The following is a 12790-nucleotide window of genomic DNA, read 5'->3' as shown; positions in this document are numbered from 1 at the left end:
ATCCCAACAGACCGGAGCAAGCCGTTAATGTTTCATTGTCGCTTAGCACACAACTATTTGGAGAATGAAAATGAATACACTAAAAGCACTTACTCGTACCAGCTTACTTGCCGCTGCTCTAGCGGTTAGCAGCTTTAGCTTTGCTGCCGATGTAGGCATGAGCGTAGACGCCAATGATTTAGCCATTAAGGGCTATGATCCAGTTGCTTACTTTGTCAGTGGTCAGCCAACCCAAGGTAACAATAGCTATACCGCCACTCACAATAATGCTATCTACCATTTTGCATCAGCAGACAATCGTGATGCATTTAAAGCTGACCCAGCTAAGTACGCGCCTCAATACGGTGGTTATTGTGCCTTTGGCGTAGCCATGGAGAAGAAGTTTGATACCGACCCAACCGCATGGAAAATTGTCGACGGCAAGCTTTACCTTAACCTTGATAAAAAGGTTCAACAGCGTTGGTTAGAAAACACTGGTGAATTGATTGTGGACGCCAACCAGAATTGGCCAGAAATAAAAGCCGTAGATGCCGCTAAACTTTAATTGCATCTATCACTATCTCATCAATTAGCATTGCCTACTTGGTGAGATAGTATTGTTGGTACAAGTCTTCGATAAGTGTGGCCAATTTAAAGTCACGTTCACTTACTCCGCCTAATTCGTGGGTGGTTAATGAAATATCGACCTTGTTATAGCAGTTGGACCAATCTGGATGATGGTTTTGCTGCTCTGCGTAATCAGCTACTCTTCCCATAAATTCAAAGGCTTGTGCAAAGTTTTTAAACCGATAAGAGTTTACGATAAAGTTATTTTGGTACTGCCAAGTCGGTAGGTGTTTTAAGGCTAGGTGAATAGCTGGTTGGCTTAGCGCATGCTCACTCATAATTACCTCTAACTTGTTTGATTACCTATAAGATTAGTTTAGTGAGAGCGTGAAGTCAGTTTTACTAGCATTGGCAACAAATACACTGGCAGCTGAATTGCCCCCATATAAATCATGTATTCAATCCCTAAAAAGCTACCGGTAATACTATAGGTGAGCAAAACATTACGATTAGTGGCAGTTACCCCACTAATTATGGCGAGCTCTTTTCCTTTATTTAGGTACAACAAAAAGCTAGCAACAAAAGCAATTAAACAGGCTGCACTGGCAATGGCCAAATACTCTAAGGCTACTGCTGGGCTGGTGTTATACACCTCGCGAAATGCTCCCATTAGACCCAAAGGGAAAAAAAACACCAATACTATGGTTACCGGCCGGACCTGAATAAGGGCCTTGTCGATCAGTTGTTGCTTGAGCAGTTTGTGCAGTAACAAACTGATAATAATAGGTAATATGATGAAAATTGCTAAACGTTGGCCATAAACCTGCATGTCTAGTTGCAATTGCTCGCTATGACTAAAGTGGCTAAACAGATGACTATTAAGCAGTAATACGCCAGGCATTAACAAAGTAGACGCAATTGTCATAGCCATACAGCGTTGAGCATCTAAGCCTATAGAGCGCACTATCGCTGGACTGGCAAACAGAGAACCGGTAGCGCAAGTGGCTGCAATGGCCAAGTAGAGTTGGCTGTTAACATTGAAAAACCAAGCAATTAGCATGATCAAAGCGCTTAAACCAAGCGTATGCCAAATTGCGTAAAGCCAAATTGATGTTTGGGCTAAGTCTTTAACTAAGGTTTTGATGTTCAAACTTACGATGGTAAATAACATTAAAGCAAACAGTACCGCCGGTAAAAAAGGCAGTAAGGCATTAGAGAAGTTAGGCAGCGCAAAGCCGATGAAAACACAGCTGGCTAATAGCTGAGTAGAGTAGCGAGTGATAAACCTTAGCAAGTCCTTGCCCCATTTTGGTTATACGCTGTGCTAGCGCGGTGTTATTTACAGATTGAAACGCAAGTTAGAAACAGATTCAAACGAGTGTTTGAAAAATACTAGCAAAGAGATGTATGATTGCAAATGCTACATTTGGCCAATTGTTATTCATGGGCCGAGTATGGGATGCTAATCTGAAATCTATTGCGCGTCGAGTTACTCGTCGGGCTTGCAACACTGTTAAGGGTAACATGAACCAATTAGCGAAGTTCTAACTTCGTTAACTACATAATAACTATAAAATAAAGGAACGTTTGATGAGTAAACCGACTAATAACGCATCTAGCTATCATCAGCTGGAACACTACCAAGTATCGAATTTGCTTTATCAGTTTATTAATCAGGATGTTTTGCCAAACTCTGGTGTTGAGCAAGACAGCTTTTGGTCTGGGCTAGAAGCCTATTTAGATCACTTCATTAATAAAAACCAAGATTTGTTGGCTAAGCGTGATAGCTTACAAAGCCAAATTGACCAATGGCATCAGCAGCATCCAGCCCCCATCGATACTCAAGCTTACCAGCAGTTTCTACAAGATATTAATTATCTGGTTAAAGCGCCTGATCAAGTTAGCCTTGCTACATCAAAAGTAGACCGTGAACTAGCTCTATTAGCAGGCCCCCAGTTGGTGGTACCGGTAATGAATGCTCGCTATGCCTTAAATGCTGCTAATGCTCGCTGGGGCAGTTTGTATGATGCGCTCTATGGTACCGATGTGATTGAGCAAAGTGGTGAGCTTGCCCCCGGCTCTGCCTATAACCCTGCGCGTGGAGAAGCGGTTATTGCTTATGGCCGCGCATTACTTGATAAACATTGTCCCTTGGCTCATGGCAGCCATGCTGATGCAACCAAATACAGCGTGCTTTCTGGTGGTTTATTGGTAGGTCTTAAAGACGGTTCGAATACCACCTTGGAAGAAGCCTCTCACCTTGCGGGCTACCAAGGAGATGCTGAGCAGCCTTCGGCGATTTTGTTGCAACACCATGGGCTACATATTGAAATCCAGTTTGATGAAGAACACCAAATTGGCGCGCAAGACAGTGCCAATGTAAAAGACATTGTATTGGAGTCAGCACTTACCACCATTATGGATTGTGAAGACTCTATTGCCGCGGTAGACGCCGAAGATAAAGTGGAAGTTTACAAAAACTGGTTAGGTTTAATGTGCGGAACATTGAATGAAAGCTTAACCAAAAACGGCAAACAGATTACTCGCGAGCTGGCGCCTAACCGCCAATACATTAATACTCAAGGTCACGGCTTTAGCTTAAGTGGACGCTCGTTAATGTTTGTGCGTAACGTGGGTCACCTGATGACCAACAACCTAATGTTAGACGCCAAGGGCAATGAGGTTCCAGAAGGTTTACTTGACGCTGTGTTTACCAGCCTCATCGCTAAACATGATTTGCTTGGAAATAGCCCTTATCGCAACTCCCGCGAAGGGTCGATTTACATTGTTAAACCTAAGATGCATGGCCCAGAAGAGGTTGCATTTAGTAATCAAATTTTTGCAGCCGTTGAAGAGCTTATCGGTCTTACAGCTAACACCATTAAATTGGGCATAATGGATGAAGAACGTCGCACCAGTGTTAATTTAAAAGCGTGTATATCAGAAGCTCATCAGCGAGTGGTGTTTATTAACACTGGTTTCTTAGATAGAACTGGGGATGAAATTCACACTAGCATGGCTGCCGGCGCTATGGTGCCAAAAGGTGATATAAAAGAAAGCGTGTGGATTAAAGCTTATGAACTCAACAATGTTCAAGCCGGCCTTGCTTGTGGTTTGCACGGCAAAGCACAAATAGGTAAAGGCATGTGGGCCATGCCCGAGATGATGGCAGCTATGATGCAGGCTAAACAAGCCCACCCAGAAAGCGGCGCTAGCACGGCCTGGGTTCCTTCACCCACTGCGGCAACGCTGCATGCGATGCATTACCACCAGGTAAATGTATCGAGTATTCAAAATCAACTATTAGAGGCGCTAAGTAGTGACGATCAGCGTTACTTAGGTGACTTATTAACGCCGCCATTGGCGACCGATACCACGTGGACTGAGCAACAACTTATCGCTGAACTAGATAACAACATCCAAGGTATTCTTGGTTATGTTGTTCGTTGGGTAGAGCAGGGCGTTGGCTGTTCTAAGGTGCCAGATATTAATGGCGTAGGTTTAATGGAAGATCGCGCGACCTTGCGTATATCTAGTCAGCACGTGGCAAACTGGTTAAAACACAACATTGTGAGTGAAGACATAGTGAAGCAGCGTTTCGAAGTGATTGCCGCATTGGTTGATGAGCAAAACAGTGGCGATCCCGCTTATTTGAATATGGCAGGCAATGTTGCTACCAGTTGTGCCTATCAAGCAGCACTAGATTTGGTATTTAAAGGCTGTGAGCAGCCTAGTGGCTATACCGAGCCCTTGTTACACGCGTGGCGACGTGAATTTAAATCCCAATAGGGTAAATGTTTTCAATTAATAAAAAGCACCTTAACAGGTGCTTTTTTGTTTAGAAATCTAAACCGATACCTATCACTAAGCGATAGTCATTTCTATCCGGTGTTATATCATCGGAGTCTGCTGTGGGGGACTCGGTGTAATCCCAAATAAAATCGATATCTAAATCTAGATCATCAGTAATATCAATGGCTAGGTTGAGTAGATTGTGGTGTTGGTAACCACCGGTCTTTGTCTGAGACAAGGTCATTTGATAGTCGTGAGTGAGCTCAATGTCTTTGGTGATGTCTATTTCGAAGTTAGAACCAAAGGATAAACCGAGGCTGCTTTCTTTGTTAGAACTGCCTTCGGTGACTTCTTCAAAGCGAGTCTGTTGCCAAGAAGGACCAATAGACAGCTCCCATTTTTTGTCATCATCGTCTACTGGTATGTAACCCACTTGCGAGGCCAATTGGCTTTGCAGTTTGATATTTTTCAGTGGCGCGTGGTAGAAATCTGCCAATATAGGGCGAAAGAACCAATCATGATGTTTGTATAAATCGTGAGAGAGGGTGACTCGGTGGTTTCGCGCGGTGGTTTCATCATTGGATTCAGAAATCACCCCGAGGTAGGTAATTATGGTTCGATTAAGTGCGGTTTTTCGTTCACTGTTAAGTTTGCCATTAATCTCTAAGGTATTGGTATTACCGCTGGCAATGTTGGCACTTAGGGTGGCTTTGTTTTCCCAGCGATCGGCTTCTCGTTCGGCTACCCGGTACACAGAAATAACATCTTGGCGAGAGGCATAATGTGTGTCTTTGCCAACAATAGTAACGCCGTCTTTGTCTACCATTAGGCGGCCGCGTACCACGCCTAAACCTCGTAAATTTACTTGAAACCAGTTAGCTGTGCGTAGGCGCTGAATATCGTCAATATCTATGTTTAGGTCGTCTAATTCGTCACTGTCGAACAATACTTCTTTTTGATAAAGCTCTTCTAGTTCCCCTTGAACAACTTCGCCAGAGTCTAATTGGATCCAATCTTTATCGTCATCCAAATCTAGAGCACTAAAGTAGTCTTGTTGAAATTGTTCAGCGACAGATTGTGGCGTTTGCTCGTCCTCGGGAAGAGAGGTCTCTGCAGCAAGCAAAAGGCTAAGGCTAGAAGAGGTGACTAATAATACAACAGCTAAGAGGCGCATTAAGTAGTGGCTGCTCCATCAGACATTTAATGACAGTGCTTTGATATTAGCGGCTTTTTCAGTAATACGGAATAAGCGCTTGAGAATACTCGATGTTTTGTTTAGCCGAGCGGTACTCAGCTAAACATCGTTTGCTGGCTATTTCACCTGAGCGCTACGCATCCATTCACGGTAGGCATCTGCGCCTTCTTCACCTTCGGCGGGTGACCAAGGGGCAAAATCTTCTGAAGGTGTGGGCACATAAGCGCCTTCTTTTATCTCTAAGCCTACAGTACCAGCCTGCATACAGGCATAACCATGCCAAGTGTTAGGTGGCACTTCGATGGCGCGATTGGTCTCCGGTGACAGGCTATGGCGCTCGGTAAGTTCGCCTTGTTCATTAAAAATGAGTAAGTCTAATTGACCTTTTAATACTAAAAATAGCTCCCATTTATGGGCTTCGCTATGGCGATGTGGGCGCATGTAGGTATCGGGCTCGGTGGCGATAAACAAGCGTTGCACACCTGCGTCTAAGCTTTCATGTAAATTGTGATGGCTGCGCTGGCGTGGTGCTGCTTTAGCCTTATCGCTAAAGTCTGAAAAGTCCTTGTTGTTGATGATCTTCAACATTAGGTCGAGTCCTTTAATTGGGGGTATTCGAATACGTCATAGTAACAGAGCCTGATCTTGGCATACTTTTGACTGCTCAACAAACGGGGATCATCAGTGTAAGGTGATAATTCATTCCCATTATTGGTTAAGGAATTCGCTATGAGCAAAATGACAGGGCGTTGTTTATGTGGAAAAGTGAGCTATCAAGTTGAGCAACTTGAGCCTCGAATGGGGCATTGTCATTGCAGTATGTGCAGAAAGTTTCATGGGGCTGCTTTTGCAACCTACGGTGAAGCTAAAACCGAGAACTTTCGCTGGACAAGCGGTTTGGAATACTTAAAGAAATTCACCGCTGAGAATGGCACTGTAAGACAATTTTGCAGTGAGTGTGGCTCAAGCTTAAGCTTTGCTCCCGCCAATGATGATGGCCGTTTTATAGAGTTTAGCTTGGCTACTCTTGATAATGAGATAAAGCTAAAACCAGACGCACATATCTTTGTAGCTTATAAAGCTAACTGGTTCGATATTTGCGATAACTTACCGCAACACCAAGAAGGGCGTGAGTAGGTGTTAGGTTTTAGCCTTAAGCTTTTGCAAATATTGATAAGGTGTTACACCACGTAAGCGTTTAAAGGCGCGGCAAAAACTTTGCTCATTGCTATAAGATAAACGCTGGGCAATGTTATTAATGTCATAGCCCTTAAATAGATACTGTACCGCTTCGTTACATAATACGTTGGCTGTCATGGCTGAAAAATTCCAGCCATGGGCCAATAAGCGGCGTTGTAATTGTTGACGCGATATACTCAAGCAGTCGGCCAAAAAGTCTACGTTCGGGCGTCCGTAATAGCGGGAAAAGTTTATTAGTGAATATAATGATTTAACCGTGTCGTGAGGCTGAGGGATATTAATGTATTCGTCGAGCTGGGCGTCATTTAAGCGCAGTGGAGCATGCCTCTCCCACTGGCTATTTTCGTCTAAATGGGTAACTGAAGCATTAAGCCATACTTCGGTTTGAGCGCTACTTTGTTTAACCTTGCAGCCAAAAAAAGCTTCCAGTTGTTTAAGGTCTGCTGTTGGACCGGTTAGGTTTACTTGCAAAGGCGTGAAATCTTCACCTAAGTAATAACGCAACATGTTGAACATCATAATTGCCATACGCAGGCTATCATGCAGGCGCGCTTGGTGGCTTGCATAGGGGTTATTGTATGCCCATTTCACAATATTTCCTGACTGTAACCCGCTCAATGAGCAACCTGACTGTAGCATCGAACAACCATAGTTAATACGGCGAAATGTCACTACAAAATCAGGTGTGTGGTAAACCCATTTGTTAAACAGTTCTACATTTTCAAAACCAATATGCGGGGTAAGCTTAAGCATAAAAAGTGGGTCTTGGCTTAAGTGTTCGGCTTGTTCAAACCAGCGATTGGCGACGTTTACGGGGATAAGTGTGAGAGGTTCTTCAAGCAAAGCCGAAGGAATGCCAAGTTCATCAGGCTTAATCGCATACTCTGCGTATAAGCCATTGAGCAAGGGCTTAATGAAGTTAAGCCGAACAAACCCAATATCAAATTCTTTCATCGTATTTACTACTCATACTATTTACATTTTACGTCAAAAAGTCTCATAAAATGGTCACTTCTATCTATTGAGGGCATCTTCTCATATTCGTTTACTCAATACCTTGGTTTTTGTTTCGCTCTTTAAAGGTTTTTCTGTGGCTATAACTTGCCGCTGGGGAGGTGGAGCTTCGTTGTTAGGGTAAGGGGTTTGTTGTTGGGTTCTTGAATCAGCTTTGACGCCTTTAACACTTGCGGTTAGGCTGGATAAGCACTCCTGTCTTCGCCCATGGATACTATGAAGCCTATTGATATTCTGTTTGCCTTAATCGTAGCCACTATTTGGGGAGTGAACTTCTCAGTAATTAAGTTGGGTTTAACGGAGCTTCCACCAGTATTGTTCTCTGCTTTGCGTTTTGCCATTGTGGCAATACCTGCGGTGTTCTTTGTACCTTTTCCTAAAACAGCGGTGCGCAACGTAGTCGCCGTGGGCGTGTTTTTGGGAGTGATCAAGTTTAGCTTACTGTTTGTGGCCATGCAGGTTGGGGCATCGGCCGGTTTGTCGTCCTTGTTATTGCAAGCACAAGTGATGTTCACTATTTTGCTCAGCTTTATTTGGTTTAAAGAGAAAATTACCACTTACCAGCTAGCGGGAATAAGCTTGTCTAGCCTTGGTTTTGCGCTGTTTTTTGGCTTGAGCTCCGAGAACCTCAGCTTGATAAGCTTGCTGTTGTTGCTTTTGGCGGCCTTGTCTTGGGCCGTTTCTAACTTGTTTATGAAGCAGGCGAAAGGCGTTAATGTGCTGCATTTTATGGTGTGGGTGAGTCTGATTCCTCCATTACCTTTGTTGGCTTTTTCATATTTATTTGAAACCAATACGCCTTATCAGTTGCTAGTAAGTGCTCAAACTTCAACTTGGTTAGCTTTAGCTTATGTTGGGTTTATTTCTACCTTACTTGCCTTTGCCATTTGGGGGCATCTACTGGCTAAGTATAGCGCCGCTGCTGTAACACCTTTTGCCCTGTTGGTGCCTGTAGTGGGAATGTTGACTGCCAACCTAGTTTTTGATGAGAGCTTAACTCACTTGGAGTGGCTTGGGGCAGCTTTAGTTTTATTGGGTTTGATATCTTGTGTATTTGGCCAAAACTTGTATAAGTTTTTAGGGTCTGTTGACCTTTCGAGCTGATTTTTGCAGCAGTTTGTGGGGTATTTTTACAAGGCAGAGGCTTTAATGTGTAGCTAGCCTACATGCGAAGCCGATAACGCAGTAGAAATGAGCCACAAATTCCTGCCCGAAGGGTTCGGCTAAAATCGTTTTACGCTTTGTTAAGGCGTATTTGCTTAGAATAACTAGGCTGCACACTCCTTGCCGCGCCTAAAACGATTTTATTTCGAACAAAATTTAACCGCGAAAGGTCAACTGACCCTAGCAAATAGTCCAAGCAAGTCAATTTGAGATTGTAAGCCTAGGCCTCAAGCTCTACAGTAGCGGGATTAATGAATGAGTATTAAGTATGTCGGAATTTAAAGAACTCAATAAGCGCAGTGCTAATGCCTATGCTCAGCAGCGCAACCTAATTAAGCAAGTTTTGGCAGGCAAAACCAAGCTGTGCGAACACTGTAAGCAGCCATTGTTTGTAGTGCTGCCAGGGCAAGAAAAAGCCCCTGGCGTATATTGCGCCAAGGGCTGTACTGCTATAGAACTAGAACTTAGCCTACCTAAATAATACCAATCGTACTAAGTAACTGTTCATTCTATCTGATTAAAATACTCGATAATTGCCTTAGAATTTTTGACTGTAGAATAACTACTTATCGAAAAATGCTGCCTTATTCTCGAGTATTTTTCCTGCGCTATTTCTGATTACTTACTTAGTGTGATTGGTATAACTAATCGCGTGGTGCTTGGCGACGATCTTGTTCCAAAAATTTTAGGCCTTCTTCAATCGCAATTTTGGTCTTTTCTACCAATTGCTCCCTTTCGGTATCGCTAATGGCGCTTAGTACGTCCACGTCATGGCGAATGTAGCGCGGCGGTAGACGATTGAGTACCAAGCAACACAAATCTTGCAGAGTATCTAGGTCACAGCGCTTGTGGATCTCTAAGGCATGAATTTGTTCACCTAGTAGGAACTCAGTAAAATTATGAATTTCCTCTGATAAGCGCATTATCTTTCCCTCAAGTAAATGTATACATTCAGGTTATATAAGAAAAGCCAGAGTCGCCACTCTCTGACTGTTTAATCTTATTGTTGTTGAACCGGATTCACATTTAAGGCGTCATTATACAAGGCTTCGTATTGCCAAACTGACTCCTTCCAATGGAATCGGGACAGCATTGCGCGATGGCGCATCGCCTGAAACTCTTCCGGATGTTCTAAATAAAGCAACAAGGCTCGACGCAAAATGTTTAGCAAATCGGCTGGTTCTGGATCATAGAAGATATGCCCGGTGGCGTTTTCTGCATCTTCATCGTAATCACTTACCGTGTCTCTTAGGCCGCCAACGCCGCGCACAATAGGCAAGGTGCCGTAGGCTAGGCTATACATTTGGTTTAGGCCACATGGTTCAAACAACGAAGGCATTAAGAAGAAGTCGGCGCCGGCTTCTACCAAATGGGCCATCTCATTGCTATAAGCATGAATAAACCGCAGCTTATCTGGCCATTGCTTTTGCATTGACTCAAGCTCAGCCACGATGCCGCTATCACCAGTGCCTACTATCACCACTTGCACGTTGTGACGTAAAAACTGTTGTAGGGCAGGCAGCAACAGGTAGAAACCTTTTTGCTCGGTTAAGCGACATACCATGCCAAAAATTGGCACGTTTAGCTGAGCTAAGTCTGTTTCTACTTGAAGCGCTTGGCGACAAACAGCTTTACCACTCATATCTGTAGCAGAGTAGTTTGTTGGAATAAACTTGTCGGTTGCAGGATCCCAGTCTGAGTATTCACAACCATTTAATATGCCTACTAAATCGCCGCGGCGCTGCTCAAAATAATCACAAAGGCCGTGTGAGCCTAAGCGGGTGAGTAGTTCTTGGGCATAGTTTGGGCTAACCGCATTAATCTTGTCGGCATGGCGAATGCCTGCTTTAAGCAAGTTTATGCAGTTATAACCATCCAGTATTTGGTCCACTAAACCGTCAGCTAAACCTTCTAGAAGCTGAAACTGGTGCTTCTCAAAGATGCCCTGGAAGGCTGCGTTATGGATAGTAAGTACTGATTTGCTGTTGCAAAAAAACGGGTGATGAGCAAATTTTTGCTTGAGCAAGTAAGGGATGAGCGCGGTATGCCAGTCATTACAGTGGAAAATGTCTGGTTTAAACTCAAGGGCTTCGGCCACTTGGAATACTGCTCGAGAGAAGAAGGTAAAGCGTTCGCCGTTGTCATCGTAGGCAAACTCACCTTCGCTGTACAATTGGTCCCGCTCAAAATAGTCATTTTGCTGAATTAAGTAAACGGGCACATCTTCGAGCATCAGCTTGAAGACTGCGTAATCAATATCTTGGCAACCATGGCTAGTTTGAAGGCTTAAGTCGAGAATTTTCTCGGCTTCATCATGACGATTTATAGTTTTATAAAACGGCATAATAATTCTTACGTCTTGGCCATGTTCCTTCAAAGCCAGCGGTAAGGCTTTAGCAACGTCGGCTAAGCCGCCTGTTTTAGCTAAGCTTTCTACTTCAGAAGCTACAAACAGAATCTTGACAGGATGGGCTGTCACAGAGCACTCCTTAACGATTAAGGCACCAGAGGGTGCCTTATGAGGTACAATATTAGAGTAATTGCTTATTTGTTTTCAAGGCAATTTGCAGCTTAAAAGCCTACCTTGGCGTTTTTCGGTATCACAACAATCCCTTCTGGGGATACCGTAAAGCGCTTGCGATCTTCCTCGAGGTTCTCACCAATAATAGTGCCTGGAGCAATTTCAGCATTTTTATCGATGATAGTGCGGCGGATCTGACAACCTTCACCAATTCTACAGTTACCAATCAGTACTGATTCGCTAATCACCGAACCGGGGCGTACGTGGCTTCTAAAACCAAATACACTGCGGTTAACCTCAGAGCCTAAAATAAAGCTACCTGCAGAAATGAGTGATTGGCTTACGCTTACCTTTTTATCGCCAACGTCCTTAAAGGTGGCCGGCGGTAACGGTGGGTAATGGGTATGCAATGGAAACTTGGGGTTATAGAGTGAGAACGGTGGCTCTTCATCTAACAAGTCCATGTGGGCTGCCCAATAGGCATCTAGGGTACCAACATCACGCCAGTAGCCACTTACCGATTCGCCAGGAATGGTATTTTGGGTGAAGTCATAAGCAAAAACTTTTCCCTTAGGGTAAAGCTTTGGAATGATATCGTGGCCAAAATCGTGGGTTGAGCTGTCTTCTTTAGCGTCGTCGTAAAGAGCTTCTAATAGGGTTTCGCGCTCAAACACATAGTTACCCATAGACGCTAACACGTGGTCAGGGTCGCCTGGAATCGTTTTAGGGTTCACTTTAGGTTTTTCTTCAAAACCTATCATGCGGCCTTCAACGTCTACCTCAATAATGCCAAATTGATCGGCTTGTTCTTTAGGTACTTTAATCGCCGCTACAGTAAGTGCAGCCTCTTTGCGGCGATGTTCATCTACCATTTGGCGTACGTCCATTTTGTAGATATGGTCGCTACCAAAAATACATACATGCTCAGGTTCGTTAATTTCTATGAAGCGGGCATTTTGGTAGATAGCATCTGCCGTGCCGTCGTACCAACGTTTGCCTACTCGCATTTGCGCTGGAACCGCATCAATAAAGCGGTCGGTAATACCCGATAAGTGCCAAGCTTGGCGCAAGTGAATGTTTAACGATTGCGATTTAAACTGAGTTAGCACGTAGATTTTTAAGAAGTCAGAGTTAACAAAGTTATTTAAGGCAAAGTCGATCAACCTGTAACTTCCTCCAAACGGAACCGCTGGCTTGGTGCGGCTATCAGTGAGTGGATAAAGGCGAGTACCTTCACCACCAGCGAGGATCATTGTAAGAATTCCTGCCATGAGACTTTGTACCTCTGTAATTGTGTCAGTTTCGTGAAATCGTTTTCAAAGTGGCTTGGCTTAGTTTCCAGATATTTACCTTAATGT

At 43.9% G+C, this 12790-nt stretch carries 13 protein-coding genes; 5 read left to right on the top strand and 8 right to left on the bottom strand.

The window, feature by feature from the left end:
- Positions 1-64: 64 nt before the first annotated feature.
- Positions 65-544, top strand: a complete 480-nt coding sequence (locus K5609_RS15760) for a YHS domain-containing (seleno)protein (protein ID WP_425514825.1) — start codon at positions 65-67, stop codon at positions 542-544.
- A 34-nt stretch (positions 545-578) separates the two neighbouring features.
- Here the strand turns inward: K5609_RS15760 and K5609_RS15755 are convergent, their stop codons facing one another.
- Together K5609_RS15755 and K5609_RS15750 are read right to left on the bottom strand one after the other, a co-directional pair.
- Positions 579-884 (bottom strand): 4a-hydroxytetrahydrobiopterin dehydratase, encoded by a 306-nt coding sequence (locus K5609_RS15755; protein ID WP_221074484.1) that lies wholly within the window; start codon positions 882-884, stop codon positions 579-581.
- Between the two features lie 38 nt (positions 885-922).
- Positions 923-1840, bottom strand: coding sequence for a hypothetical protein (locus K5609_RS15750; RefSeq protein ID WP_221074483.1), 918 nt, complete (start codon positions 1838-1840; stop codon positions 923-925).
- A 296-nt stretch (positions 1841-2136) separates the two neighbouring features.
- On the opposite strand from K5609_RS15750, the gene K5609_RS15745 reads away from it, so the two are divergent.
- Entirely contained in the window at positions 2137-4335 is a 2199-nt protein-coding gene (locus tag K5609_RS15745) for a malate synthase G (protein WP_221074482.1), read from the top strand.
- Between the two features lie 49 nt (positions 4336-4384).
- On the opposite strand, the gene K5609_RS15740 is transcribed toward K5609_RS15745, so the two are convergent.
- Together K5609_RS15740 and K5609_RS15735 are read right to left on the bottom strand one after the other, a co-directional pair.
- Positions 4385-5512, bottom strand: coding sequence for a DUF481 domain-containing protein (locus K5609_RS15740; protein WP_221074481.1), 1128 nt, complete (start codon positions 5510-5512; stop codon positions 4385-4387).
- Between the two features lie 138 nt (positions 5513-5650).
- Positions 5651-6121, bottom strand: coding sequence for a WbuC family cupin fold metalloprotein (locus K5609_RS15735; RefSeq protein ID WP_221074480.1), 471 nt, complete (start codon positions 6119-6121; stop codon positions 5651-5653).
- 141 nt (positions 6122-6262) lie between these two features.
- On the opposite strand from K5609_RS15735, the gene K5609_RS15730 reads away from it, so the two are divergent.
- Positions 6263-6670 carry a GFA family protein gene (locus K5609_RS15730; RefSeq protein WP_221074479.1) on the top strand — a complete coding sequence of 136 codons (408 nt, stop codon included), beginning with the start codon at positions 6263-6265 and terminating at the stop codon, positions 6668-6670.
- A gap of 3 nt (positions 6671-6673) precedes the next feature.
- Here the strand turns inward: K5609_RS15730 and K5609_RS15725 are convergent, their stop codons facing one another.
- The gene (locus K5609_RS15725; RefSeq protein WP_221074478.1) at positions 6674-7687 is read right to left on the bottom strand and encodes an AraC family transcriptional regulator; all 1014 of its coding nucleotides are present in this window, start codon (positions 7685-7687) and stop codon (positions 6674-6676) included.
- Positions 7688-7963: 276 nt separating this feature from the next.
- Here K5609_RS15725 and K5609_RS15720 point away from each other — a divergent pair, with 276 nt between their 5' ends.
- The gene (locus K5609_RS15720; protein WP_221074477.1) at positions 7964-8851 is read left to right on the top strand and encodes an EamA family transporter; all 888 of its coding nucleotides are present in this window, start codon (positions 7964-7966) and stop codon (positions 8849-8851) included.
- Positions 8852-9179: 328 nt separating this feature from the next.
- Positions 9180-9392 (top strand): hypothetical protein, encoded by a 213-nt coding sequence (locus K5609_RS15715; RefSeq protein ID WP_221074476.1) that lies wholly within the window; start codon positions 9180-9182, stop codon positions 9390-9392.
- Between the two features lie 163 nt (positions 9393-9555).
- Here K5609_RS15715 and K5609_RS15710 read toward each other — a convergent pair whose 3' ends face one another.
- From K5609_RS15710 to glgC, 3 genes are all read right to left on the bottom strand, one after another.
- On the bottom strand, positions 9556-9834 hold the full coding sequence (locus K5609_RS15710) for a late competence development ComFB family protein (RefSeq protein WP_221074475.1): 279 nt from the start codon (positions 9832-9834) through the stop codon (positions 9556-9558).
- Positions 9835-9911: 77 nt separating this feature from the next.
- The gene (gene glgA, locus K5609_RS15705) at positions 9912-11390 is read right to left on the bottom strand and encodes a glycogen synthase GlgA (RefSeq protein WP_221074474.1); all 1479 of its coding nucleotides are present in this window, start codon (positions 11388-11390) and stop codon (positions 9912-9914) included.
- A gap of 92 nt (positions 11391-11482) precedes the next feature.
- Entirely contained in the window at positions 11483-12724 is a 1242-nt protein-coding gene (glgC, locus tag K5609_RS15700; protein ID WP_281423349.1) for a glucose-1-phosphate adenylyltransferase, read from the bottom strand.
- Between the last annotated feature and the right edge of the window lie 66 nt (positions 12725-12790).

The sequence above is a fragment of the Agarivorans aestuarii genome, assembly GCF_019670125.1.
Lineage (GTDB): Bacteria > Pseudomonadota > Gammaproteobacteria > Enterobacterales > Celerinatantimonadaceae > Agarivorans > Agarivorans aestuarii.
The sequence above is the reverse complement of the archived record's forward strand: the minus strand, read 5'-3'. Positions and strand labels throughout refer to the sequence as shown.